The 25,809-nt window shown below is 42.5% G+C and carries 28 protein-coding genes; 18 read left to right on the top strand and 10 right to left on the bottom strand.

The window, feature by feature from the left end:
- Position 1 precedes the first annotated feature (1 nt).
- The 4 genes from MHH31_RS13715 to MHH31_RS13700 all read left to right on the top strand — a co-directional run bounded on the left by MHH31_RS13715 (position 2) and on the right by MHH31_RS13700 (position 2,650).
- Positions 2 to 1,291 (top strand): Gfo/Idh/MocA family oxidoreductase, encoded by a 1,290-nt coding sequence (locus tag MHH31_RS13715; protein WP_342494896.1) that lies wholly within the window; start codon positions 2 to 4, stop codon positions 1,289 to 1,291.
- Positions 1,292 to 1,315: 24 nt separating this feature from the next.
- Positions 1,316 to 1,999 (top strand): YesL family protein, encoded by a 684-nt coding sequence (locus MHH31_RS13710; protein WP_035702083.1) that lies wholly within the window; start codon positions 1,316 to 1,318, stop codon positions 1,997 to 1,999.
- Positions 2,000 to 2,053: 54 nt separating this feature from the next.
- Positions 2,054 to 2,365: a rhodanese-like domain-containing protein gene (locus MHH31_RS13705; RefSeq protein WP_017358336.1), complete on the top strand. Its 312-nt coding sequence runs from the start codon at positions 2,054 to 2,056 to the stop codon at positions 2,363 to 2,365.
- Positions 2,366 to 2,467: 102 nt separating this feature from the next.
- Positions 2,468 to 2,650, top strand: coding sequence for a sporulation protein Cse60 (locus tag MHH31_RS13700; RefSeq protein WP_003217582.1), 183 nt, complete (start codon positions 2,468 to 2,470; stop codon positions 2,648 to 2,650).
- 185 nt (positions 2,651 to 2,835) lie between these two features.
- Here MHH31_RS13700 and MHH31_RS13695 read toward each other — a convergent pair whose 3' ends face one another.
- From MHH31_RS13695 to MHH31_RS13680, 4 genes are all read right to left on the bottom strand, one after another.
- Positions 2,836 to 3,360, bottom strand: coding sequence for a CbrC family protein (locus MHH31_RS13695; RefSeq protein WP_025207826.1), 525 nt, complete (start codon positions 3,358 to 3,360; stop codon positions 2,836 to 2,838).
- Positions 3,361 to 3,493: 133 nt separating this feature from the next.
- On the bottom strand, positions 3,494 to 5,026 hold the full coding sequence (locus tag MHH31_RS13690; protein WP_342494895.1) for a BCCT family transporter: 1,533 nt from the start codon (positions 5,024 to 5,026) through the stop codon (positions 3,494 to 3,496).
- Between the two features lie 140 nt (positions 5,027 to 5,166).
- Positions 5,167 to 5,364 (bottom strand): hypothetical protein, encoded by a 198-nt coding sequence (locus MHH31_RS13685; RefSeq protein ID WP_056705471.1) that lies wholly within the window; start codon positions 5,362 to 5,364, stop codon positions 5,167 to 5,169.
- Complete coding sequence (locus tag MHH31_RS13680; RefSeq protein ID WP_050827578.1) at positions 5,361 to 6,632, bottom strand: NAD(P)/FAD-dependent oxidoreductase; 1,272 nt, start codon at positions 6,630 to 6,632, stop codon at positions 5,361 to 5,363. The genes MHH31_RS13685 and MHH31_RS13680 overlap by 4 nt, the downstream gene beginning before the upstream one ends.
- 175 nt (positions 6,633 to 6,807) lie before the next feature.
- On the opposite strand from MHH31_RS13680, the gene MHH31_RS13675 reads away from it, so the two are divergent.
- Together MHH31_RS13675 and MHH31_RS13670 are read left to right on the top strand one after the other, a co-directional pair.
- A complete protein-coding gene (locus MHH31_RS13675) occupies positions 6,808 to 8,430 on the top strand; it encodes a polysaccharide biosynthesis protein (protein ID WP_017358331.1) in 1,623 nt (540 codons plus the stop codon).
- 16 nt (positions 8,431 to 8,446) lie between these two features.
- The gene (locus tag MHH31_RS13670) at positions 8,447 to 9,163 is read left to right on the top strand and encodes a pseudouridine synthase (protein WP_017367874.1); all 717 of its coding nucleotides are present in this window, start codon (positions 8,447 to 8,449) and stop codon (positions 9,161 to 9,163) included.
- A gap of 122 nt (positions 9,164 to 9,285) precedes the next feature.
- Here MHH31_RS13670 and MHH31_RS13665 read toward each other — a convergent pair whose 3' ends face one another.
- Entirely contained in the window at positions 9,286 to 9,507 is a 222-nt protein-coding gene (locus tag MHH31_RS13665) for a DeoR family transcriptional regulator (RefSeq protein ID WP_008356419.1), read from the bottom strand.
- A 369-nt stretch (positions 9,508 to 9,876) separates the two neighbouring features.
- Positions 9,877 to 11,175, bottom strand: a complete 1,299-nt coding sequence (locus MHH31_RS13660; protein WP_342494894.1) for an NCS2 family permease — start codon at positions 11,173 to 11,175, stop codon at positions 9,877 to 9,879.
- Positions 11,176 to 11,269: 94 nt separating this feature from the next.
- Here MHH31_RS13660 and pepV point away from each other — a divergent pair, with 94 nt between their 5' ends.
- Together pepV and MHH31_RS13650 are read left to right on the top strand one after the other, a co-directional pair.
- On the top strand, positions 11,270 to 12,670 hold the full coding sequence (gene pepV / locus MHH31_RS13655; protein ID WP_338704057.1) for a dipeptidase PepV: 1,401 nt from the start codon (positions 11,270 to 11,272) through the stop codon (positions 12,668 to 12,670).
- Between the two features lie 30 nt (positions 12,671 to 12,700).
- Entirely contained in the window at positions 12,701 to 13,318 is a 618-nt protein-coding gene (locus MHH31_RS13650) for a Type 1 glutamine amidotransferase-like domain-containing protein (RefSeq protein WP_041093424.1), read from the top strand.
- Positions 13,319 to 13,537: 219 nt separating this feature from the next.
- Here the strand turns inward: MHH31_RS13650 and cysK are convergent, their stop codons facing one another.
- Positions 13,538 to 14,470: a cysteine synthase A gene (cysK, locus tag MHH31_RS13645; RefSeq protein ID WP_342494893.1), complete on the bottom strand. Its 933-nt coding sequence runs from the start codon at positions 14,468 to 14,470 to the stop codon at positions 13,538 to 13,540.
- Positions 14,471 to 14,560: 90 nt separating this feature from the next.
- Here cysK and thpR point away from each other — a divergent pair, with 90 nt between their 5' ends.
- The 4 genes from thpR (at position 14,561) to MHH31_RS13625 (ending at position 18,135) form a co-directional block, all read left to right on the top strand.
- A complete protein-coding gene (gene thpR, locus MHH31_RS13640; protein WP_342495498.1) occupies positions 14,561 to 15,112 on the top strand; it encodes an RNA 2',3'-cyclic phosphodiesterase in 552 nt (183 codons plus the stop codon).
- Positions 15,113 to 15,137: 25 nt separating this feature from the next.
- Positions 15,138 to 16,073, top strand: coding sequence for a hypothetical protein (locus tag MHH31_RS13635; protein ID WP_342494892.1), 936 nt, complete (start codon positions 15,138 to 15,140; stop codon positions 16,071 to 16,073).
- Positions 16,074 to 16,120: 47 nt separating this feature from the next.
- Positions 16,121 to 17,050 carry a YegS/Rv2252/BmrU family lipid kinase gene (locus MHH31_RS13630; RefSeq protein ID WP_342494891.1) on the top strand — a complete coding sequence of 310 codons (930 nt, stop codon included), beginning with the start codon at positions 16,121 to 16,123 and terminating at the stop codon, positions 17,048 to 17,050.
- Between the two features lie 284 nt (positions 17,051 to 17,334).
- On the top strand, positions 17,335 to 18,135 hold the full coding sequence (locus MHH31_RS13625; RefSeq protein ID WP_025207816.1) for a phosphotransferase family protein: 801 nt from the start codon (positions 17,335 to 17,337) through the stop codon (positions 18,133 to 18,135).
- Here the strand turns inward: MHH31_RS13625 and MHH31_RS13620 are convergent.
- Positions 18,132 to 18,407 carry a YtzH-like family protein gene (locus tag MHH31_RS13620; RefSeq protein WP_024719286.1) on the bottom strand — a complete coding sequence of 92 codons (276 nt, stop codon included), beginning with the start codon at positions 18,405 to 18,407 and terminating at the stop codon, positions 18,132 to 18,134. The genes MHH31_RS13625 and MHH31_RS13620 overlap by 4 nt on opposite strands.
- Before the next feature lie 189 nt (positions 18,408 to 18,596).
- Between MHH31_RS13620 and trmB the strand changes: the two genes are divergently transcribed.
- From trmB to MHH31_RS13605, 3 genes are all read left to right on the top strand, one after another.
- Positions 18,597 to 19,238, top strand: coding sequence for a tRNA (guanosine(46)-N7)-methyltransferase TrmB (gene trmB / locus MHH31_RS13615; RefSeq protein ID WP_025207815.1), 642 nt, complete (start codon positions 18,597 to 18,599; stop codon positions 19,236 to 19,238).
- A gap of 116 nt (positions 19,239 to 19,354) precedes the next feature.
- Entirely contained in the window at positions 19,355 to 20,203 is an 849-nt protein-coding gene (locus MHH31_RS13610; protein WP_277518923.1) for an MBL fold metallo-hydrolase, read from the top strand.
- Between the two features lie 73 nt (positions 20,204 to 20,276).
- On the top strand, positions 20,277 to 21,974 hold the full coding sequence (locus MHH31_RS13605) for an NAD-dependent malic enzyme (RefSeq protein ID WP_008343042.1): 1,698 nt from the start codon (positions 20,277 to 20,279) through the stop codon (positions 21,972 to 21,974).
- A 40-nt stretch (positions 21,975 to 22,014) separates the two neighbouring features.
- Here MHH31_RS13605 and MHH31_RS13600 read toward each other — a convergent pair whose 3' ends face one another.
- Positions 22,015 to 22,329: a PepSY domain-containing protein gene (locus tag MHH31_RS13600; RefSeq protein WP_003217759.1), complete on the bottom strand. Its 315-nt coding sequence runs from the start codon at positions 22,327 to 22,329 to the stop codon at positions 22,015 to 22,017.
- Between the two features lie 199 nt (positions 22,330 to 22,528).
- Between MHH31_RS13600 and MHH31_RS13595 the strand changes: the two genes are divergently transcribed.
- The gene (locus MHH31_RS13595; RefSeq protein WP_017358321.1) at positions 22,529 to 23,602 is read left to right on the top strand and encodes a M42 family metallopeptidase; all 1,074 of its coding nucleotides are present in this window, start codon (positions 22,529 to 22,531) and stop codon (positions 23,600 to 23,602) included.
- A 207-nt stretch (positions 23,603 to 23,809) separates the two neighbouring features.
- Here the strand turns inward: MHH31_RS13595 and MHH31_RS13590 are convergent, their stop codons facing one another.
- The gene (locus MHH31_RS13590; RefSeq protein WP_007501817.1) at positions 23,810 to 24,256 is read right to left on the bottom strand and encodes a YtoQ family protein; all 447 of its coding nucleotides are present in this window, start codon (positions 24,254 to 24,256) and stop codon (positions 23,810 to 23,812) included.
- A 200-nt stretch (positions 24,257 to 24,456) separates the two neighbouring features.
- On the opposite strand from MHH31_RS13590, the gene MHH31_RS13585 reads away from it, so the two are divergent.
- A complete protein-coding gene (locus MHH31_RS13585) occupies positions 24,457 to 25,485 on the top strand; it encodes a PTS sugar transporter subunit IIC (RefSeq protein ID WP_282745488.1) in 1,029 nt (342 codons plus the stop codon).
- Positions 25,472 to 25,792, top strand: coding sequence for a thioredoxin family protein (locus MHH31_RS13580; RefSeq protein WP_003217665.1), 321 nt, complete (start codon positions 25,472 to 25,474; stop codon positions 25,790 to 25,792). The genes MHH31_RS13585 and MHH31_RS13580 overlap by 14 nt, the downstream gene beginning before the upstream one ends.
- The last annotated feature ends 17 nt before the right edge of the window (positions 25,793 to 25,809 follow it).

Genomic DNA, 25,809 nt, shown 5'->3' with positions numbered 1-25,809 from the left:
TGTGAAAAGGGTCGCTGTTTGCGGGCTCAGTCACCGTGCTTTCAATATGTTTATCAAACCGCTCACCGAGGATTTCAATGAGCATTACAGGATTACAGGGCTCTTAGATGTAGATGAGAAGCGGTATACACTTTGTCAGGAGCGTTTTCCATCACTAGGGGGCGTCTCATTTTTTCATGAGGATGCATTTGGTCAGATGGTGAAGGAAGCAAGACCAGATATCGTCATTGTGGCGGGGCGAGATGATACACATGTCACATATATCCTGCAGGCACTGGATCATGATCTGGATGTCATAACGGAAAAGCCGATGGTCACAACAGCAAAAGACGCCAAACAGGTGATGGAAAAAGAGGCAGAAAGCAAAGGGAAGGTCACCGTCACCTTTAATTATCGCTACAATCCATTCCACCGAAAGATAAAAGAGCTCATTTTAGATGGAAAGATTGGAAGGGTCACGTCTGTTGAGTTAAGCTGGCTCATTGATACGTATCACGGAGCCAGTTATTTTAAAAGGTGGAACCGCTCGCGTCAATATTCAGGCGGTCTGTCTATTCATAAATCGACCCATCACTTTGACTTGGTCAACTGGTGGATTGATCAAAAGCCGAAGCAAGTATTTGCCTATGGCGCACTGAATTATTATGGGGATGAAAGTCCTTGGAATCCTTTGCAGGGTGAAGAGAATCGATATTGTGGAACCTGTCATGTAAGAGATACCTGTCATTATGAAGCAAGGTGGAATCCGCGGGTAGAGCGCACAAAGGTGGAGGATGACCATATTGAATCGGGTGAGCAGCAGTCAAAGCAATACTCAAATTATCGCCCGGATGCTTGTATTTTTGATCGGGAAATTGATATTGAGGATACATATGTGGCGTCAGTGGCTTATGATCAGGGGGCTTTGTTAAGTTATTCGATTCAATTTTCAGCGCCATATGAAGGCTACCGGCTTGCGATTAACGGGACGAAGGGACGGATTGAAACAAATGAGTTTCATGTGCCATCGAGAATCCCTTTTCAATTCCCTGAACAGACAATTGCATACTACCCGATGTTTGGTGGAAAAGAAACGATTGAAGTTGTGAAACAATCAGGTGGTCATGGAGGCGGAGATCCGCTATTATTAGCAGATTTATTTTTAGGAAAAGATCCGCTCATTCCTTATGACATTTCGGCAGGAGCAGAGGCGGGGGCTTATTCCATTGCACTTGGCGAAGGCATGTGGCGCTCAGTTGCAGAAAAACGTCCGATTGAAATAGAAGAATTGTTTCAAAAAGAGACGGTGTAACGAGAAAGAGAGGAGGGAAGAGAGATGGATCATGATGGATCAATGAGCAGAATGTTGCGCATGTGTGAGTGGGTGATGAGACTTGCCTATACGAATTTGTTATGGCTTTTGTTCACTTTACTTGGGCTTGGAATCTTTGGCTTCATGCCTGCAACAACAGCGTTATTTTCTGTGATGAGAAAGTGGATACAAGGGCATGAGCAAGTCAGCGTCTTTCAAACCTTTTGGAAAGTATACCGCGAAGAATTTGTACGCTCTAATGTCATTGGAGTGGTGCTGGTCATCATCGGGACAATTATTTATGTAGACCTTGCTTATATTTATCCAACGAGTTGGTTTTTACACGTGCTTCGCTTTGCGATCTATATCTTTGGTTTTCTGTTTATTGTCAGCTTGTTTTATATCTTTCCGCTGCTGGCTCATTATGATTGGAAAAAGCGTCTTTATTTGAAATTTTCCCTTCTGCTTGGTATCTCGTATTTGCAATATACGCTCTCTATGCTCGTTTTCTCGGCTATTCTCTTTATCCTATTTGCTTATTTGCCAGGGATCGTGCCGTTTTTTAGCATCAGCATTCTCGCATATGGCCACATGTGGCTAGCCTATCAAGTGTTTAAAAAGATAGAGTTTGAAAGCGAACAGCCGGCAGTTGATGTGAAGAAACGATTCCCGTCTTTCCTTCAATCCAAGCGGGTGAATACGCAGTGATGTGTATGATTTGCTATAATGGTGTCACCGTGAATAAAAGGAGAGATGAGAGTCGTGTCAGTAAAAGAAATTTCAATAGAAGAATTAAAGCAAAAGCTAGAGCAAGAAGAAGCCATTCAACTCGTCGATGTGCGTGAGGATGAAGAGGTAGCAGAAGGCATGATTCCAGAGGCAGTCCATATTCGAATGGGCGATATTCCTGAGAAGCTAGATGCGTTTGATAAGACGCAAGAGTATTATATTATTTGCCGTTCTGGTAAACGCAGTGAGAATGTCTGCTATTTCTTAGAAGACCAAGGCTATCAAGCAACCAATGTCGTTGGCGGCATGCTTGCATGGACAGGAGAAACAAAACCGAAGCTGTAAAAAGAAGTCCTTTCATCGACAAGATGGAAGGCTTTTTTTTGTTCATATGTCCGTCTCTATTTGCATAAAAATAGAGTAGCAAGAGAAGGGAGAGTGGCATATGTGCTGAAGGTAGCTGTATTTGATGAAGAACACGAGAAAGATCTGCAAAGCGAAATCAATCTTTTTTTAAAAGGAATGGACGACGACCAAATTATTGACATCAAATACAATGTGGCGGTGATCTGTGAGCAAGGAGGAGAGCAGCTCTACTGTTTTTCAGCGCTCATTTTATATAAAAAATAAAAGGACCTGCTGAAAGGTCCTTTCAGCGTGTAGACAAACCCTCGCATTCGTTGTCAGTCCTGCGTGCTGGTGCTCACGAATGTGAAATTCGCTCCGCGCCAGTACTCGTCCTTCCTAGTCTGCAAAGGTTTTCTATCACGCTGAAAAGAAGAAAAAGGGCTCAAATAAAGGTCCTTTTGATATGATCAACTAGCATCAATATGTAAACGATGCTTTTTGCAGTGAACGCACTGAAAGAGGTAGCCTTGCAAGTCTCCTCCGTTCACGAGCCATTGTTTCAGGTTCTCTTTTGTGAAATGTCCACCGCTGCAAATCTCTTCAATATCCTCTGAGAGTTCTTCTTCTAAATGCTCAATCTCTTTCCAACCAACATACTGCACAATCGCGCAAAAATCCCCGCAATGGCTTAACCAATATTCCTGCTGCCATCCGCGGTAACCCGGCGTTCTGAAGATCAGTTCATCTATATATTCTTCATGATCGACGTCATCACAACTCACATCGTCTTGAAACATTCCATTATATGTTTGAGCAGCTGATCCATCTTTAATGCACCAAGGACAAATGCCAGAAACGTCTTCAACAGAATAAAAAGGACCATGATATACATAATCTCGTTCTTTCTCACAAACGGGGCATATCGTCTGCTCTTTTTTAATCACATGTAATGAAACTGGGTCTGGGTTGTACTTGAACGTAGGTAACGTCATATAAACCTCCATTATGTAGAAAAGTGATGATTCAACACTATTTTATCGGAATACGCGATGTCATGACAATCTTCAATTATTTCAACGAGAAAAAAAGCCGTTCGGATGAGGAACGGCTTTTCTCTTGTGATGATTATGCTTTTTTTACTCTTGGACTTCTTGGTTTATTGTACTTATTTGCTTGTTTAATCGCTCTTCGTTCTTCATTTAATGACTTGTACAGTGAAACAATCATTAAAATGATGACAACAGAGAACGGCAAAGCAGCAAGTTTGGCTGTGTTTTGCAAGGCTTCAAGACCGCCTGAAAATAAGAGCACTGCCGCAACTGCTGACTGGATAATACCCCAGCTGATCTTTACACTATTCGCTGGATTTAATGATCCATAGGTTGTCTGCATTCCGAGAACGAATGTAGCTGAGTCTGCTGATGTGATAAAGAATACCGCAATTAAGATCAGTGCCAGAATAGAAGTAATCATGGCAAGTGGATATTCATTTAAAACACCAAACAGCATCGTTTCAGTAGACATGTTTGCAACATCGACGATATTGTTCTGTTGTAAGTCCATTGCAGATACACCAAAGATCGAGAACCAAAGGAACACGAGGATGGAAGGAGCCACTAAGACACCAATTAAAAATTCTCGAATGGTTCTCCCGCGTGAAACCCTTGCAATAAAAATACCGACAAATGGCGACCAAGAGATCCACCATGCCCAATAGAAGATGGTCCATCCATTAATCCATTCTCTCTTTTCAGCATCATTTGGTGATAATCTAAAGCTCATCTGTACAATATTTGATAAGTATTGTCCGATTGAATCAGTAAATGAATTTAAAATATACACAGTTGGTCCAACAATAAGTAAAAAGATCATGAGTAATGCAGCAAGAATCATGTTTGTGTTACTTAAATATTTAATCCCTTTACCAATACCGCTCCAAGCAGAGAGAAGGAACAGGACCGTGACGATTGCAATAATGATGAGCTGAGTCAGGAAGTTATTTGGAATTCCAAATAAATAGTTTAATCCGCCATTAATTTGTGCGGCACCTAGTCCTAAACTAGTAGCTACACCGACCACCGTTGCAAATACTGCGATGCAATCAATGGTTTTTCCAATCCATCCATGAATTCTGTTTCCGAATACTGGGTATAAGGTGGAACTGATTAATCCAGGTGCATCTTTTCTAAATTTAAAGTATGCAATGCAAAGGGCGACAATTGCATAAATGGCCCATGCATGAAGTCCCCAGTGGAAAAAGGTATAACGAAGGGAATCACGGAAGGCTTGTGCATTTTCCGTCTCGCCTGTTGGGGATTGAATGGCAAAGTGGCTGATCGGTTCAGCGGCTCCGTAAAAAACAAGCCCAATGCCCATTCCAGCACTAAACAGCATCGCAAACCAAGAAAAAAGACCAAATTCAGGCTCTTCACCTGGCTTACCTAATGTAATTTTTCCGATAGGGCTAAAGATAAAGAATAGACAAAAGCCGACAAGCAGTGATACGACTAATAAATAATACCAGCCAAAGTCATTTGTAATGTATGTTTGAATTTGATCTGTCACATTTTGCAGTGATTCTGGAGAAAAGGCTCCCCATAGAACGGCAATAAATGTGATAGCAATCACAATCCAAAATACACTTGATACGTTTTTCACACCATCTCACTCTCCTGTTGTTCTACACGTTTAAGCAGAGGATTTTGTTTAATATCCCCTGTCTCAACTATTTTCAAACAAAAAGAGGCGAGTTTCTCACTCGACCTCTATTTTACCGTAACATGTTTTGCTTCCATTTATCAACCATCGATATGTGAAGATGACTTTTCTTCAATTCGTTTGCGCAGACGGTAGACATATTCTTTTAAACAAACTGCGAAAATCGTAAACGCTAAAATAATGGCGACTTTTAACGGGGTAATGGACAGCTTCATAAAGAAAGCGGCTGTCAAACTAATGACAACTGCAAGGACAATCGGAAGTGCGCGTCTAATCATTGAAATCTCTCCTTTACTTCTAGTGCGGCATTCATGCCAGCTAACCTGCCTGTCACAAGTGCTGACGTAATATTGTAACCACCTGTGTAACCGTGAATATCTAAAATTTCTCCGCAGAAATAAAGACCGGCCATTTTTTTGGATGCCATTTTCTTCGGTTCAATTTCTTTGACAGAAACGCCGCCACCTGTAACAAAGGCTTTATCTAAAGAAAGCGTCCCATTTGCATGGACGATGAAATGTTTACAATCATGAGCAAAAGCGCGCAGTTTATCTTTAGCGAGACCAGAAAATGTCTCCTGTGGATCAATGCCATTTCGTTCTAAAAGGAACAATAAATAGCGCTCTTGCATCCAAGATTTCAGGACATTTTTAATGGCTTTTTTTGGTTCATCTTTTAGATCGCGATGAAGCTTTTGGAAAAGTTCCTCGTCATTGAGCTTTGGGTATAAGTCAATTTGAAGGCGGACGGCCGGCTGCTTTTTCAGTTCCTTCACAACAAATCCGCTGCATCTCAGAACGGCAGGACCTGATAAGCCAAAGTGTGTAAAGATCATATCCATGACATGAGTGACGACGGGTTTTCCTTTTTTATTTAAAACACTCACGGCAACACTTCTTAATGAAAGACCTTGAAGCACTTTGTCCTTAATAAAACGCTCGTCTGACGTGACGGGTACTTCGGTTGGGAAGAGCTCTGTAATGGTATGACCAGCGGCTTCTGCCCATGCATAGCCATCGCCAGTAGAGCCTGTATGCGGCACACTTTTCCCGCCAACAGCAATGACAACGGCATGACTTGAAATTTTTTCATCATTATTTGTAACAATTCCAGCTGCTTGTCCGTCTTGATACAGAACGGTTTTAATCTTTTCATTCGTTCGAATGGTCACATTGAGCACGCGGAGCCTATCTAATAGGGCATCCACAACAGATTGTGCTTTGTTTGAGACAGGGAACATACGTCCATGGTCTTCTTCTTTTAGTTCAATACCTAGATTTTCAAAGAACGAAATAATATCCTCGTTATTGAACTCAGAAAATGCACTATATAGAAAACGGCCGTTTCCGGGAATATGCTTGATGATTTCTTCTACTGGAAGGCGATTGGTCACATTGCAGCGTCCACCGCCAGAAATGGCGAGCTTTCTGCCAAGTTTGTTTCCTTTGTCAATTAACAGAACCGATGCACCGTGTTCTGCCGATGCAATCGCGGCCATCAGTCCAGAAGGTCCACCGCCAATGACAATGACATCATAATGTTTCATGTTACATTCCTCTTTCTACTTTCAGTCATTTCTCTATTATAACGAAGATTGGGGAAGGCTGAAATATGAATTGATTGGTTTTGTGACTTCTGTATTGGATTTGTTACCTGTGCGATGAAATGATGTGTTAAAATAGTTAAGTTGAATATTCATTAGAAAAATGGTGGTTAAGCGCATGTCTAATAAACTGCTTCGTGGTACGTTGGTTTTAACGATAGGGACTTATCTCTCTCGTATTCTTGGTATGATTTACTTAATTCCATTTAGCGCAATGGTCGGAGCGACTGGTGGTGCGCTATTCCAATATGGATACAATCAGTATACGATCTTTTTAAGTATTGCTACGCTCGGTTTTCCAACAGCGGTATCGAAATTCGTCTCTAAATATAATGCAATCGGCGATTATGAGACAACAAGAAAAATGTTCAGGGCGGGTATGTCGGTCATGCTTGTCACCGGTATTATCGCCTTTTCTATTTTATATTTGACCGCACCGATCTTTGCCAAGATTCAGCTTGGAGGATCGAATGAAACGGGCGGTTTGACGGTCGATCAAGTGGTTTATGTGATTCGGATGGTCAGTTTGGGTCTATTGGTTGTACCCATTATGAGTCTTGTGCGAGGGTTTTTCCAAGGGCACTCGATGATGGGCCCGACAGCTGTTTCCCAAGTCATCGAACAACTTGTCAGAATCATCTTCCTATTAACAGCGACGTTTATCATTTTAAAAGTGCTTGACGGCGGTCTTGTTATTGCGGTTGGTTATGCCACATTTGCCGCACTCATTGGTGCGTTTGGCGGTCTATTTACGCTTTATTTATATTGGCTGAAGCGGAAAGATCGGCTTTTGGCAATGCAGCCGAATACAGGGGACTATTCTGGATTATCTTATAAGCAAATGTTTACAGAGCTGTTCAGTTATGCAGCACCCTATGTGTTTGTTGGGCTTGCCATTCCGATTTATTCTTATATTGATACAAATACAATTAACAGAGCGATGATTGCATCAGGACATCAGGATATTAGTACAGCGGTTCTGTCTATTGTGACGTTATATTTACCGAAGCTTGTCATGATTCCTGTGTCACTTGCAACTGCATTTGGTTTAACATTGATTCCTACCATAACGGAATCCTTTACAGCGCGAAATTACAAGCTGCTGAATCGACAAATTGATCAAACGATGCAGGTCATTTTATTCTTCGTTCTGCCTGCTTCATTTGGTATTTCGGCATTGGCTGGACCAGTTTATTGGTTTTTCTATCCGTCTGTGCATCCTGAGATTGGGACTTCTATTTTGTTTTGGTATGCACCTGTTGCGTTACTGTTTTCTTTATTCACCATTAACGCAGCGATTTTACAAGGGATTAACAAACAAAAATTTGCGATCGTCAGTCTTTTGTTAGGGATTATCATTAAAACGGTTCTCAATATCCCGCTGATTAGCTGGCTGCAAGGAAACGGTTCTGTGCTTGCAACGGCATTAGGCTACAGTGCCTCGATTTTGTATATGTTCATCATGATCAAGCGCCATGCAGGCTATTCGTTCCGCAGGATTTTCAAACGGTTTATTTTAATTGGTATTTTAACGGCAATCATGGCTGTAGTGGCTTATGTGACATGTCAGCTTGTGAGTCAAGTCATTTCATATGAAGGCGGAATCATACAAGCGGGTATTGTTATTTTGATTTCAATGATCACTGGCGGCGGTGTGTATATGTTCTTATCTTATAAAGTTGGATTGTTAGAGCGTGTACTTGGCAGCCGGATGCCATCATTTTTAAGAAAAAAGAGTTAAGAAGAGGTGGAGAAGCATGAGGCTTGATAAATTGCTGGCCAATACCGGCTTTGGTTCAAGGAAAGATGTAAAGAAGCTGGTCAAGGCCCGGGCTGTCACAGTGAATGGAGAAGTGGCGAAGCAGGTGAAAGATCATGTCGATCCAACAAATGATGAAGTGCTCGTGCATGGAGAGCGTGTAGAGTATAAAGAATTCATTTATCTCATGATGAACAAGCCAGACGGTGTCATTTCAGCAACGGAGGATCTGCGAGATGAGACGGTTGTTGATTTACTAGAGCCAGAGGATATTGCAAGGGAGCCATTCCCTGTGGGGAGACTGGATAAGGATACAGTCGGTCTCCTCCTCCTTACAAATGACGGCCAGCTTGCTCATCAATTGTTATCTCCGAAAAAGCATGTCCCGAAAACGTATGAAGTTCATCTAAAATACCCGCTTGGAGATCAAGACATCACTCGTCTTGAAGAGGGAGTTGTGATTTTAGACGACTACCGAACGAAGCCAGCGAAGGTTGAAGTAGATGCCAACCAAGAGGCAGATACACGAATCCGTTTAACGATTACTGAAGGGAAGTACCATCAAGTGAAGCTGATGGCACAAGCCGTGGGCAATGAAGTGATCTTTTTAAAACGGCTCTCGATGGGGGCTGTTTCATTAGACGAAGATTTGGCGCCAGGAGAATACCGTGAATTGACGGAGGAAGAGTTAGACAGTTTAATCAATCGTGATTAATATAGAGCAAATGAAAAGAAGACAAAGAGCTAAAATCAAGTTCATTTTAGCCCTTTGTCAGCAAAATGAAAAGAACCGGCATATCGCCGGTTCTTTTTGTTATATGGAAGTTCATTATTCGCTTATGATGATATTTTTACTTTTTTTCTCGTTGTTTCCCATTTGCCTCTGCTTGGACTATGAACAAGATCGTTATAGGCAAGCACGTTTAAGTCTCTTTGGATGGTTCTAGGTGTGATCCCGAATTCATCAACCAGCTCTTGTGTCGTCACAAGACCTTTCTCTTGAATGAACATATAAACTGATTTTATTCGAGTCATCATACGGTTTGTTGAAGGTTTCAAAAAACCACTCCCTATCAATAAGATCGGATGGACTTGACTAACCACAACTTACTACACTAAAACTGCGACATAAGGACATGCAACAATGGTAAATGTTCGTGTTTCTTAATGTTTTATTCTATTATACACGTTATTATGCATCTAGTTCCACCAAAAAGTCAACTTTACGTGTTTTTAAACTTGTCTTCATGAATGAAATTATGGTATATATCATGATTTGAATCCGGTTACAACCCAATAAACACAAGGTGTATAAAGAAAATTGCCACTTAAGAAAGAGTAAAAAATAAACACAGAAAATTTACAAAATAAAAAATCATTCATACAAAAAAGACACATTCAAATGAGAAATGTGTCTTTTTATTTTGGTTATCCTTCTAAGAAAAAGAGCTGCACGAAAAATAAGACGGCAAAAATGAGCACAAGAATATGCACTTCTTTCCATTTTCCTTTTGCCAGCTTCACAAGTGGATATGAAATAAATCCTAGTGAAATTCCTGTAGAGATGCTTGATGTCAGCGGCATGGAAAGAATCACAAGAAAAGCAGGAAATGCTTCGTCAAGCTCATTCCAGCGAATACGTGACACTGAATTCATCATCAAACAGCCGACAATGATTAAGACAGGTGAAGTGATGGACGGCAAAGACGAAATGGCTTGAACGAGCGGACCAAAAAACAAAGCCACAATAAACAATGCAGCAACGGTTAAAGAGGTCAGTCCAGTTCTTCCGCCAGCAGCCACTCCTGATGAAGATTCAATGTAAGCTGTGGTTGGGCTTGTTCCAAACATTGAGCCAATTGTCGTCGCAGCAGAGTCAGCAAGTAAGGCTCTGCGTACTTTTGGGAGCTGACCATTTTTCATTAAACCTGCTTGTTCCGCAACCCCGATCATTGTTCCTGTTGTGTCAAAAATCGTCACAAGTAAAAAGGAGAAGACAACAGCATACAAGTGATGGGAAAATACATCGCCAAACGCAGCGAATGGATTTGTAATCAGCATTCCTTCAGGCAGTGCTGGGGTATCCACTAGCATTTTAGGAAAATGAAGCTGACCTGTTGCAAGTGCAATTAACGTGGTTGCTAACATGCCGATAAACAGCGCTCCATTCACTTGAAGAACCATTAATATGACAGAAATCATTAAACCAACGAGTGTCAAAATGACAACAGGTGAGCTTAAATTGCCAAGCTTCACAAGATTTTGTGGATCAGCAGTGATGATTCCAGACTGTCTTAGCCCAATGAATGCAATAAATAGTCCGATACCTGCTGTAATCCCGTACTTTAAATTATCTGGAATCGCCTCAATGAGTTGTTTTCTAAGGGATGTTAACGATAAAATGATAAAGAGTATTCCAGCAACAAATACCGCACTAAATGCTGTTTGATAGCTGAGACCCCCACCACCGACAACAGTGACGGTGAAATAGACATTCAGCCCCATACCTGGTGCAATGGCAATCGGATAGTTTGCAAAGAGTGCCATCCAGAGTGTACCGACAACAGCAGCGATAATGGTTGCAGTAAAGACTTGGTCAAAAGGAATGCCTGCATCTGAAAGGATTCCTGGATTGACGGCTACAATATATACCATCGTAAAGAATGTCGTCATACCAGCGAGTAATTCTTTCTTTATGTTGGTTTGGTTCTCTTTTAACTGAAACATAAAATCCTCCATTTACGAACATTATTACAAAACACTTAATATAATATTCGTTTTAAGGGTGGATTGCAACCTTTTTTCAAGGAGGAATGGAAAAATGAATTGGGAAGCAGAAGTCATACGAAAAAAAGACAGTTTGATTCAGGATACACAATCTTTTTTACAAATTGAAAGTGTCTTGGATGAAGAAGGCGGCACAGCAGGAAAACCGTTTGGTGAAAAAGTGGATGAGGCTCTTCAGTATATGCTCAAAAAAGGGCAGGACGAGGGCTTCAAAGTGAAAAATGTTGATGGTTATGCTGGTCATATTGAATATGGAGAAGGCGAAGATATCGTCGGTGTGCTATGCCATGTGGATGTCGTGCCTGCGGGAGACGACTGGACAACCCCGCCATTTTCAGCGGACATAAGAGAAAATAAAATCTTTGCAAGAGGAGCCATTGATGATAAAGGGCCGACCATGGCGGCGTTTTACGCATTGAAAATGTTAAAAGATGCCGGTCTGCCGCTGTCGAAAAAGATTCGAATCATCATCGGCACAGATGAAGAAAGCGATTGGAGATGCGTCGATCACTATTTCAAGCATGAGGCGATGCCGCAAATTGGGTTTGCGCCAGATGCTGATTTTCCAATTATTCATGCTGAAAAAGGAATCATTGATGCTGTCGTATCCTTTACATACGAACAATCGGAAGAAAACAAGCGCTACATCCTTAAGCAATTCACATCAGGCATGCGTCTCAATATGGTTCCAGATGAGGCTCGCGCAATTGTGGCAGCAGCAAATGATCACGATGCTGAAGCCTTAAAAACGGCTTTTGCAGCCTATCTTGCGGAAAATCAGTTAACCGGTGAGACAAACCATACAGCAGATGGACTGACATTCACATTAAAAGGTGTTTCAGTTCATGCAATGGAGCCGGCGAATGGCACAAATGCGGGCATTCATATGGCGAATTTCTTATGTGCGCATGAATTAGATGAAAGAGGGCTCGCTTTTACATCACAAATAAATGCTTTATTTGATCAAGACACAAGAGGACAAAAACTCGGCATCGCTTGTAAAGATGATATTAGTGGTGACTTGACCTTGAATGTTGGCACAATCCGCTATTCGCAAAACGAAGAAGCGAAGCTTGGGCTGAATGTCCGCTATCCCGTAACAGCGGACGGTGAGGAAGTCAAAAAAGGGATTGAACGAATAAAAGGGGCAGCGATTGAGAAATTTGATGACAGTCCTCCTCATCACGTCTCAAAAGACCATCCACTTGTGAAAACATTACAGCGTGTCTACGAAGAACAAACAGGAGATCCTGCCCATCTGATTGCGATTGGGGGAGGAACGTATGCAAGGTCATTAGAAGCAGGCGTTGCCTTTGGCCCTCTATTCCCAGGAAGACCTGATTGTGCACATCAAAAGGATGAATATATCGAAATCGATGATTTACTACGAGCAACTGCGCTATATGCACAAGCCATGTATGAATTGGCGAAATAAAAAAGAAGGAAAGAGAAGAGGGGTTTCACCGTGAAAAAAATGTTCTTATGCTCTTCATTCAAAGACAGCTATTCTCTCTTGTCTGACTTTGCAGGCGACACCTTAAAAGGAAAAAGTGTGACATTCATTCCGGCAGCCAGTGAAGTGGAAGAAGTCACGCACTATGTCGATGCAGCAAAAGAAGCCTTTCATCAATTAGAAATGCGTGTAGAGACTGTTCAGCTGACCGGGCAAACGGTTCAGGAAATCACACAGATCATTGGAAAGAATGATGTCATGTATGTATCTGGCGGCAATACCTTTTATTTGCTGCAAGAATTAAGAAAGCACGGGCTCGATCGTGTATTGAAAGAAGAGATCGGTAAAGGCAAGCTGTATATCGGAGAATCCGCGGGGAGTATTATCATGGCGCCAAGCATTGAATACATCTCACTGATGGATGATCAAGAGAAAGCGCTAGAATTATCTTCCTTTGAAGGATTCAATGAGATCAACAGCTATCCGGTACCGCATATAAACAATCCTTATTTAGGTGAAGCAGCGCAGCATATCATAGAGAAAGATCAAAATACGCTCTCTTTATGCCCGCTCACTGATGAACAAGTTTTACTTGTGACAGGCGAACAGACTGAGGTCAAGACGGTCTGAGTTGTTCCTTTCAGCGTGTAGACAAACCCTCGCATTCGGTGTCAGTCCTGCGCTTCGGTGCTCACGAATGTGAAATTCGCTCCGCGCCAGTACTCGTCCTTCCTAGGGCTGCAAAGGTTTTCTATCACGCTGAAAAGAAGACAAAGGGCTAAAATAAAGTTCATTTTAGCCCTTTGTCAACAATCTGAAAGGAACAGGAGCATACGCCCTGTTCCTTTTTTAATCTTGAAACACATCACTTGATAAATAACGTTCACCCGTGTCTGCTGTCATACAAATGACAATGTGATCCTTTGGCATTTGCTTGGCTGCTTCAATGGCTGCATAGCATGCCGCGCCAGATGATGGACCGACTAAAATACCTTCAAGACGGGCGAGCTTTCGTGTGATGTCGTAAGCATCTTCATCACTCACTTGCACAATCTCATCATACACCTGTTCGTTTAAAATATGTGGGATAAATCCTGGACTTGTGCCAACAAGCTTATGTTTGCCAGGTTTCCCGCCTGATAAAACAGGTGACCCCTTTGGCTCTGCCACATGTATCGTCAATTCCGGGAATGCTTTTTTGAGTTCCTCTCCAGTGCCTGTAATGGTTCCGCCCGTTCCAGCAGTTGCGACAAAAGCGGCAAGCGGCTGTCCAATCTGTTGCACTGCATCAATAATTTCTACAGCCGTTGTCCCTCTATGAGCATCGGGGTTCGCATCATTGTCAAATTGCATGGGAATAAAGCTGTTAGGAATTTGAGCAGCTAATTCTTCTGCCTTGCGAATACAGCCTGGCATTTTTTCCTCCCCCGGGGTTAAGACGACCTGTGCGCCGTATGCCTTTAAAATATTGATTCTTTCTTGGGTCATCGTATCAGGCATGATCAGAATGGCTTTGTAGCCTCTTGCAGCAGCGTTCATCGCTAAGCCAATTCCTGTATTCCCGCTTGTTGGTTCAATAATCGTTGCCCCTTTTGTGAGCTTTCCTTGTTTTTCTGCCTCAAGGATCATATTGTAAGCAGCCCGATCTTTTACACTTCCGCTAGGATTAAATGATTCCAGTTTTAAATAAACAGCAGCGCCATGTTCTGGCTGAAGGCGCTGTAATTTTACAAGTGGTGTATGACCTATTAATTCAGCTATATTTTGTGCAACCTTCATCATGTGACACCCTTTCTTCTCATTCCGCATTACTTTAGTTATACTATCATCAATGGGGATTCGTAAAGTTTGTTAAAAAGGACAGGTGAAAATATGGCCGAAAGCCGTCATTATTTTATCGGGATTCCAATCCCTGAACAACTCGCGTATCAAATAAAAGCGGATATAGACAAGAGGAGCGGACTTTCCTTTCAAAAATGGACAGCACCCATTGATTATCATGTCACCCTTGTGTTTTTAGGTGCGATTCCAGAGGACCGTTTAAATAAGATTTCTGAGCTACTTGCACAGCTGTCTCCTGAGGTGTCTGCTTTCCCGCTGAAGCTGAATGAAGTAGGGATATTTGGCCAAAAGGAGCGGCCGAGAGTCTTTTTTGCAAAGCCTAGTGAAAGTAAACCTTTGATGGATCTAAGAGAAAAAGTGAAAGCAGCCGTTTTGACAGCAGGTCATCCTGTCGAAAAGAGACCCTTTCATCCACATATGACGATTGCGCGCAAATGGAATAGGGAACAGTCCTATATAGAACAAGCACCCTTACGGAAAGAACCATATTCGATGGAGGTTTCTAGTATCGCTTTATTTGAAATCCGTCTAAAAGAAACCCCGCGTTATCACGCGATCAAACAATTTACACTACATAAATGATTCTAGAGGTTGGAGTGAGCAGCAGATGGCGCAAATTATTAAAATCCAAGATTATATATCACGATATGAACAAGACCCGCATCATTACATCAATCAGTTCATTCGGTTGAAAAAACAAAGATGGGACGAGTTAAAAAAGGCTTCCAAAGAGCAGATGCAAAAGCAGGCTGACCAAGCCATCGAGCAAGCACCTGAACAAGAGGAAGAAAAGAGAAAGAAATTCTCCTTAAAAAGAAAGCAAAAAGAAGCCGATATGAAAAAGGAACGGGACCTGAGTCTTTTTAACGAGCCAACAGATATAGAACAAGGTGTCTTTACAAACGTTCCTACCGATGAAACGAAGCTGATTCACTTTTTTAAAGATCATCTTTACGATGTTCAGTTAAAATGGGCCAGCTCGACGATCTCTCATATTTCAACTGTCTCCCATCACATTCGCTATGATGAAAAGCTGCGGATGCTTGCAAGGCAGCTGCCAGATTCTTATTTTGTGATGTACAAGCCGGTGCTGCTCATTCAAAAAGCTGAAATGGAATTGTGTCCAGTGCTCATTACACCGCTTGAAGTCATCTGTTTATCTTTCTTAGAAGCAGAGCCAGACAGCGTATATATTGGATCGAAGGAACGTTTTTGGGAAAAGCGGGCGACGGGAAAAGCTGTTCAATCCGTCTTGAACCCTTGCGCAAGCCTTCTGCGCTCTGGAACTGTTGTGTCAAAAATTTTACAGCAAAGTGGTGTAGAGCTTCCTGTGAAAAAAATCCTCATCAGCCGCACCTCGTATATTGATTTGCCCGAAGTTCCATTCGGGATGGAGGTTGTCGATAAGAAGAAAGCGGAGGATTGGTTTGACAAGCAGCGGAAAAACACGGCGCCGACAAAGCACCAGCAATTCAAAGCGACAAAGGCATTGCTCGCTTATGGTGAATCAGACAGCAAGAGAAGGCAGGAATGGCTCGATTAAAGGCATATCAAGGTCACCAAAAAATGAGACCTGAGTGGAGCTAATATATGAATGAATGGTACTTTATCGTCAATCCAGCAGCAGGACAAGGAAAAGGACTCCGCACTTGGAGAAGCATAGAGAAAGAATTACAAAAGGTAGAGATCTCATACAGATCGTTTCTTACCCAGCATGAAGGACATGCCGAAGTTTTGGCGAGACAGATTAGCGCTATGCAAGACGACAGATTGAAACGGCTGATCGTCATTGGCGGTGACGGCACATTTCATGAAGTACTGAATGGTTTAAAAGAAATTGATCATGTGCAGCTAAGCTTTGTCCCAGCAGGTCATTGGAATGATGCTGCGAAGGGGCTGGGCATCCAGCGTCATGATGTGATCAAAGAAGTGAGAAAACAAAAGAGGATGCTGACGAAAACAATTTCTCTCGGCTCCTTTCAAGATCATGCAGAAAGTCCGCAATCTGTTCTTTTTCTCAATCATATTGGTGTTGGTTTTGATGCGCATGTCTTGAAGAGAACGGTCCATTTTAGAGGGAAAAAGTGGCTCAACCGACTCAAACTCGGGTTTATCATCTACCCGCTGTCCTTTCTACATTCGTTATGGTCTTTCAAACCGTTTGACCTTGCTCTTTTTATTGAAAATGAGAGAAAAGTTTTTCGCCAAGTGTGGTTTGTGATCGTATGTAATCACCCATATTATGGAGGTGGGCTGGAAGCAGCGCCGGAAGCAAGTGCGAGGCAATCAGGATTTCAAACAATCGTTGTCACGGATTTGAATCCATTGAAAGTCATCTTATTTTTAAGTGCAATGGTTTTTAAAAAGCACCTTGTAATGGAGGGAGTCACCCTTTTTCAGCATGAAGAAGCCTACTTGGAGGCAGATGAAAAAATCCTATTTCACGCTGATGGAGAAGTGATTGGCGCCACTCCAGTGTTTGTTAAGGCTAGTGAGCGATCGTTAAAATTACGTGGCTAAGAAGCAGCCAGTGTGCGCACGAGCAAAAGAAACATGAAAAAAGACTTCCTTTTTCATAAGGTTCTTGTCCTGATTTTCTAGTTTTGCTTGACGAGTATAAGAAGGTAGCGATAAAATCTATAGGACGGCTATTGTTTAGCATCTCATTCTCAATAGCTGTCCTTTTTGTTTTTATGATCATATAAATAAAAAATAAACAGCCAATTGATCTCAATCGGCTGAATTTTGTCGACTAAAAAAGCATGATTTAAAATATTTTAAGAAATGATGGGTTGAAAATTGATATGAACTGGTTGGGACAAATATTAGGTAGCGAATGGCACATCTCTCCTGCTGGAGGCGCTACGGGAGATGCGTACTTCGCAACACACAATGACCAAAAGCTATTTTTAAAACGCAATACGTCACCGTTTCTTGCGGTTTTGTCAGCTGAAGGCATTGTGCCGAAGCTTGTCTGGACAAAACGGATGGAAAATGGGGATGTCATCACTGCGCAGCACTGGCTGAGCGGCAGAGAGCTGAAGCCAAAGGACATGAATGACCGTCCTGTAGCGGAGCAGCTAAGAAAAATTCATACATCAAAAGAGCTGCTCGATATGCTGAAACGATTAGAAAAGCACTCGCTTGACCCGGCATCGATCTTGATGCATCTCAAGGCATCGATCTTAAAAGAGCAGATTGACTCACATGATATCACGCGCGCCATCCAGTATTTAGAGAAACATGTGGAGGCAGTTCATTTCGAGGATAAGGTCGTATGCCATTGTGACCTCAACCATAATAATTGGCTGCTGACAGATGAAAACCAGCTCTATTTAATTGATTGGGACGGGGCAATGATTGCGGATCCAGCGATTGATCTTGGACCGCTCTTATACCATTATGTTGAAGAAGAGAACTGGGAAAGCTGGCTCTCTATGTATGGTGCTCCGCTGACCGACAACTTGCGAAAACGCATGGCATGGTATGTGCTGGCTGAAACCGTCTCGTTTGTCGTTTGGCATAAAAGAAAAGGAAATGAAAAGGCGCAAAAAGAAGTGCAAGCCGAGCTACATGCACTCTTAAAACGGTTAAACATCCATTAAGACAGTGGAATGTTCTCGACCCAGTCAGATAGATGCGATTGATGCGCTTCGATATGTGCATCAATTGAACTGACAGAGGTACCTTTTTGGCTGTAATCATAAATATCTGTTAGTAGCTGACGAACGTCAGCATCCAAATCTTCTTTTGCCAGCATTAATTGAATCACGCGTCCCACCTGTTCATATTCTGCAACAGTCCCACAGCAATCCAGCTGGTGATCAGTTAAAATATCTTTGATTAATTGAAGCTGATGTTGGCGGTTTAATCCCATACGTATGCTCCTTTCAGGGCGTGTCATTTATGTGGTTAAACTGTGCATTCAGCTTTGATTTTATACATGAAGCAGACCAGCCCAATTAGCAGCTGGTCTTTTTCATATGTGCGGATAAGATGCTGTCTTGCGGCTCTTTATGTTTCATGGTATCTTGATAAAATGTAAAGAAAATAGAGGTGTATCAAATTGAGAATGCGACATAAACCATGGGCAGATGATTACTTAGCTGAAAATGCTCATATCGCTTTAGCTAACCCTGAACAATACAAAGGGAAATGGCATGAGCTGTTTGGAAATGATCATCCAATCCATATCGAAGTCGGTACAGGAAAAGGGAGTTTTATTGCCGGAATGGGCAAGCTTCATCCTGAGATAAACTATATCGGCATTGAATTATTTAAAAGTGTCATTGTGACGGCAGTCGATAAAATCAAAGAAACAGATGTAGAAAACGTAAAGCTTCTAAACATCAACGCAGAGACACTGACAGATGTCTTTGCGGAAAATGAGATTGACCGGGTGTATTTGAACTTCTCTGATCCGTGGCCAAAATCAAGGCATGAAAAACGTAGGTTGACGTTTAAAGCCTTTTTAAAGCGATATGAACAGATCCTCCGTCCAGGCGGTGAATTACATTTCAAAACCGATAACCGCGGACTATTTGAATATTCCTTGAAAAGCTTTTCGTCTTACGGACTCCTTTTAACATATGTGAGCCTTGATTTACATGAGGATGGTCTCGAAGGAAATGTCATGACAGAATATGAAGAGAAATTCTCTTCCATGGGACAACCGATCTATCGATCAGAAGTAAAATTCCCTGAATAACAAGCGAACAAAGCTGGCTGCAACGAACGATTGCGGTCAGCTTTTTTTGATAAAAAGATTAGCACATGCGATTTTCCTTTGTATTTGCTACGATAGAAAAAGGAGGGATGACAGCAATGGAGACAATGAAAATAGGTGAAATGGAACTGTTCTGGTTAAATGGGGGAGATACACACATGGATGGCGGTGCCATGTTTGGCGTGGTGCCAAAGCCATTATGGTCAAAAAAATACCCTGTGAATGATCGAAATCAAATTGAATTACGGTGTGATCCAATGCTCATACGGTGGAACGGTCTTCATCTGTTAGTAGATTCCGGCATCGGGTCAGGGAAGCTGACAGAGAAACAAAAACGCAATTATGGCGTCACAGAGGAAACGAAAATAGAAGAATCACTTGCAGCTCTCGGTTTGCGCCCATCTGATATAAATTACGTCTTAATGACTCATTTGCATTTTGATCATGCAAGCGGGCTGACAAAATGTGAAGGCGATGAGCTCGTGTCTGTTTTTCAGCAGGCAAAAATCATCACGTCCAAAATTGAATGGGACGAAATGAGAGCACCGAACATCCGCTCAAGAAATACATATTGGAAAGAAAATTGGGAGCCTGTTGCCGATCAAGTCATGACATTTGAAGATAGCATCGAAGTAACAGAAGGCATTCGCCTGCATCATACAGGTGGACATAGCAATGGGCATAGCATCTTAACGCTCACAAGTCAGGGAGAAACAGCTATTCATTTAGCGGATATCATGCCGACACACGCTCATAAAAACCCGCTTTGGGTGTTGGCATACGATGATTATCCAATGACCTCGATCCCGGCGAAGCAAAAATGGCAGGCATTTGCCGAAGAAAACAATGCATGGTACTTGTTTTATCATGATGCCATCTACCGTGCTGTAAAGTGGGATGAAGACGGGGCAATGACCCATGAGGTCAAAAGAGAAACCGGAAGATAAAAGATCATCTGTATGTTTTTTCACCTTTCACACAAAATAACGACAAAATGAACTTGTGAAAGGAAGAGTGCAGGTGAATCAATTTTATCGTGTACATGGTGATGTCATCGAGACACCGTTAAGAGGGATGGAAGTCATGTCTGTCCCTTATTTAAACAAAGGGGTCGCATTTACAAAGGAAGAGCGGGAAGAGCTTGGGTTAAAGGGATTTCTGCCGCCGAAGGTGTTAACACTAGAAGATCAAGCAAAGCGTGCATATGAACAGTTCAAAGCACAGCCAGACGCACTTGGGAAAAATGTCTATTTAACTGCGCTTCATGACAGAAATGAAGTGCTCTTTTATAAATTATTAAATGAGCATTTGGCAGAAATGCTGCCGATTGTTTACACACCGACCGTAGGAACAGCGATTCAGCGTTACAGCCACGAGTATAGAAAGCCAAGAGGAATTTATTTATCCATTGATGACCTAGAAGGAATGGAAGAAATTTTTGCATCTTACGGAGTGGATGAATCAATTGATCTCATTGTCGCAACAGATGCAGAAGGAATTTTAGGCATCGGTGACTGGGGTGTAGGCGGAATCGCCATTTCAGTCGGGAAGCTGGCTGTTTATACAGCCGCAGCAGGTATTGATCCTAGCCGTGTACTGGCAGTGGTGCTTGATGCTGGAACCAACCAAGAAAGCCTTTTAAATGATCCGCTTTATGTGGGAAATCAGCACTCCCGCGTTCGAGGAGAGCGCTATGATCAGTTTATTGATCAATATGTTGAGCTTGCCCGTGCGACTTTTCCAAATGCACTTCTTCACTGGGAAGACTTCGGTACAAAAAATGCCCGCGCCATTTTGGAAAAATATAAGGACCGTATTTGTACGTTTAATGATGATATTCAAGGAACTGGAGCCGTTTCACTTGCTGCCGTTCTGGCTTGTGCAAAAGCATCGAAGGTTCCGCTGAAAGATCACCGAATCGTGATCTTTGGAGCAGGTACAGCAGGGATTGGTATAGCCGAGCAAATTCGTGATGCCATCGTGAGAGATGGTGTCAAAGAAGAGGAATCATATGATCATTTCTGGTGTATTGATAAAACGGGATTGCTCACAGATGATTCACCCGACATTCAGCCATTCCAAAAGCCGTATGCAAGACGTTCTGATGAAGTGAAGGATTATGCACGTAATGGTCCAAAGCATTCAATTGATTTGTTAGAGGTCGTGAAGCAGGCGAAACCTACGATCTTAATTGGTACCTCAACTGTAGGTGGGGCATTTACAGAGGAAATAGTGAAAGAAATGGCGTCACATGTAGAGCGGCCAGCGATTTTACCGATGTCTAACCCGACACCTCTTTCAGAGGCAAAGCCGGAAGATCTCATTGAATGGACAGAAGGACGTGCGCTTGTCACAACGGGAAGCCCGTTTGATCCCGTTGAATATGGCGGTGTGACATATGAAATTGGGCAGGCAAATAATGCCCTTGTGTTTCCAGGGCTTGGTCTTGGAACGATTGTGTGTAAAGCCCGGCTCATGACAGACAGCATGTTTGTTGCGAGTGCTGAAGCGATTGCGAGCATGGTCAATGTCGGAAAACCGGGTGCTGCGATGCTTCCAAGTGTTGATCAGCTCAGAACGGTTTCAGCGACAGTGGCTGTCCGTGTGGCACAAGCAGCGATTGACGAAGGAATTGCGGAAGAAACCCCTGATGACCTCATTCAGGCTGTGCAAGACGCCATGTGGCACCCTGTATACAAAAAAATCAAAGCCATCTAAAAAAAGCTTCGCAAGGACTTGTCTTTGCGAAGCTTTCTTATTAAGCAACAGAATCAATGACATCAACGATCATGCCTGTTTTTGCATCAATCATGACTTCATACTGTTCCAGCTCGCCAAAGGCGGAGCGTGTAATGCCAGATTTGTACACATCAATCGTTTCACCATTTACGGTATACGGTTCTGGTACAGTATAAATCCAAGAGCCATCAATCGGACCGCGCTGTTTAAAAGCGGATTTCACAATTTTTAACGCTTTTTCAGACGAGATATACGTCGGGAAAAAGACTTTCTTTGCAACAATTGCAGCGGCTACGCCAATACTCGCACCAATCAGAACATGTTTTAACTTCAACGTGCTGCACCTCCGTATTGCTGTTTTTTCCATTATACAAAACTTGTCCAGCGATGTTAAGAAATCCGAATACTTGAAAGCATATTCAAAATTTCTGGAGAGATACTTGGAAAACCGAAAGAATTCTTATAGTATAAAGTGAGTGTTATTTTTATAGGAATTTATATGGTCATTACATAGAAATGAGGGTAACTGTCAAATGAACGAAGAAACAATGTCGCTTTTCCGAAATTTAACAGAACTACAAGGAACTCCAGGTAATGAGCACCATGTGCGTGCTTTTATGAAAAAGGAACTTGAGAAATATTCCGATGAACTCATACAGGATCGTCTTGGCGGAGTGTTTGGTGTCCGCAAAGGCCCAGAGAACGCGCCGAAGATTATGGTGGCTGGTCATATGGATGAAGTCGGCTTTATGGTGTCATCCATTACGAAAAACGGAATGATTCGTTTTCAAACACTTGGCGGCTGGTGGAGTCAAGTGATGCTTGCGCAGCGTGTGGATGTTCATACGGATCACGGGCCAATTCCGGGCGTTGTATCGAGCACACCTCCTCACCTTCTGACACCAGAACAAAAAAGCAAACCAGTAAAACCGTCAGATATGCTGATTGATATTGGTGCAGACAGTGAAGAAGAAGCGAAAGAGCTTGGCGTTCGCCCAGGGCAGCAAATCGTTCCTGCAACGGTCTTTACCCCAATGGCCAATCCAAAAAAGATTTTAGCCAAAGCTTGGGATAACCGTTATGGGTGCGGACTTGCCATTGAATTATTGAAAGAATTAAAAGACGAAGCTCTTTCATGTCAGCTATATTCAGGCGCAACCGTCCAAGAGGAAGTAGGGCTCAGAGGGGCTGAGGTAGCTGCGAATATGATTCAGCCTGATCTGTTCTTTGCTCTAGATGCGAGTCCCGCAAATGATGTGACGGGAGACAAATCACAATTTGGCCAGCTTGGAAAAGGTGCACTTCTTCGTATTTATGATCGCACGATGATTACGCACCGAGGCATGAGAGAATTTGTCCTCGATACAGCCGAAACAAACAATATTCCATATCAATATTTCGTATCGCCAGGCGGTACGGATGCTGGACGTGTCCATATCTCAAATCAAGGTGTACCGTCTGCTGTTATTGGTGTATGTGCGCGTTACATTCATACAAGTCACTCTGTCTTGCATGTGGATGATTATGCAGCGGCAAAAGAATTAATTGTTCGTCTTGTGAAAAATTGTGATCAAAGCACGGTGGATTCGATTTATCAACAAGTGTAAACGATAAGAAAAAGGCTGCCTCTTTTAAGAGCACAGCCTTCAGCGTGTAGACAAACCCTCGCATTCTTTGTCAGTCCTGCGTGCCGGTGCTCACGAATGTCAAATTCGCTCCGCGCCGGTACTCGACCTTCCTAGGGCTGCAAAGGTTTTCTATCACGCTGTAAATAAGAAAAAGGGCTAAAATCAAGTTCATTTTAGCCCTTTTTCTTATTCTTGTTCAAACACGTATGACAACGCCTTAATTGCTTGATTCACTGTTTCGACAGTGATATTTGCTTTGTTTGATAGTTCCTTTAGTGGATGATGTAATTCTTTAGGACGAATCAAAATAAGGGGTTTTCCTTTGGCGATGGCAGAAGAAGCATCCATTGCCGTGTTCCACTGTTTATATTTCTCACCAAAGCGGGCGATGACAACGTCTGCCTTATTTAATAATAGTTCGGTGCGGAAATTGTTCAAATCAGAAGCCGCATCGTCTTTCAAGATGGCATTTGGCTGCCCGCCTAAAATATCTTCTCCGATGTTATCTGATCGGTCATGATTCTCCATTGGACCAACAAACGTCACTGGTAGTTTCAAAGACTGGCTTTTTTCCTTAATCTCATCGCGCCACTGGCTATGAATTTCTCCAGCTAAATAAACCGTTAATTGCATAACAATCTCCTCCTTGTGCACAAACTTAGTAAAGGTTTGCCCTGTTTCTTTTCATGTTACACAAGAAGTGCTTGATAAAGCAAAAAAAATATGATTATGATATTCATGGTAGAGACTATTTTTCATCGTAAGAAGACTACATATAATGGGAAGGACAGGCCTCTTCGTCTTTCCTATGAGAAAGCAGGAAGACGACGTTGATGACTTATTTAAAAAGAAAGGGTATTTCCCTTTCGCCAAAGGTCTATTTTATTGATGCACTCTCTTATATGGCTTTAGGTCTATTTGCTACATTAGTGGTAGGGCTGATTTTAAAAACAGCAGGCGGCCTGTTATCATTTCCTCTCATCGTGGAAATGGGAACGCTCGCAATGGGGCTGATGGGACCAGCAATTGGCGTAGCGGTTGCTTATCGCTTAAACGCTTCTCCTTTAATTATTTTCGCAAGTGTTGTTTCAGGTGCCGCCGGAGCAGAGCTTGGGGGACCTGCTGGAAGCTTCGTGGCTGCTCTCATTGGTGTGGAATTAGGCAAACTGATCAGTGGTGAGACAAGAATTGATATTATTTTAACGCCGCTTGTGACCATTATCACAGGTTTTCTCACTGCTGCTTTCATCGGCCCTGGGATTCAGGCGGTGATGACAGGGCTCGGCAGGCTGATCGTATGGGGGACTGACCAAAGTCCACTCATCATGGGCATGCTGGTTGCAACCATTGTTGGACTTGCTCTTAGCTCACCGATTTCAAGCGCTGCGCTTGCGCTGATGCTTGATTTAAGCGGTCTTGCTGCTGGTGCGGCAACGATTGGCTGCTGCGCGCAGATGGTCGGCTTTGCTGCTGCAGGATTTAGGGAAAATCGTTTTGGCGGTCTTGCTGCGGTAGGCATTGGAACATCAAAACTACAGCTGCCGAACATTGTGAAAAATCCGCTCATTCTCATTCCGCCGACGATTGCAGGACTGATTCTTGCGCCAATTGGTATCATTGGCTTTGGGATGGTCAATAATGCGGCAGGAGCGGGTATGGGAACGAGCGGTCTTGTCGGCCAGCTCATGACTCTCACAGTCATGGGATTTCATCCTTCCATTTTCCTCGCTATTGCTCTCTTGCATATCGTTGGCCCGGCAGTGATTAGTTTGGTAGTATCAGAATGGATGAGAAAGAAAGGCTATATACAATTCGGAGATTTAAGTATACAAACTGGAGGAATCAAACATGAAAAAAATTGAATCAAACGAAGAATTACAAAAAGTGATTCAAGAAGACTTAACCGTATTACTATTTTCAGCTGACTGGTGCCCGGACTGCACATTTATTGAGCCGTTTTTGCCAGAGCTTGAAGCAAACTATCCAGAATTTGAATACTTCTATGTGGATAGAGATCAGTTCATCGACACTTGTGCAGAGTGGGAAATTTACGGAATTCCAAGCTTTTTAGTCTTTAAAAACGGACAAGAGATCAACCGTTTTGTTAGCAAAGATCGTAAGACAAAGGAAGAGATTGAAGCATTTTTAACAGATTCTCTTTCTAAATAACGAAAGGAGAGTCTTAT

The sequence above is a fragment of the Bacillus sp. FSL K6-1033 genome (assembly GCF_038630765.1).
Lineage (GTDB): Bacteria > Bacillota > Bacilli > Bacillales > Bacillaceae > Bacillus > Bacillus altitudinis.
This window is presented reverse-complemented; position numbering and strand designations above follow the sequence as displayed.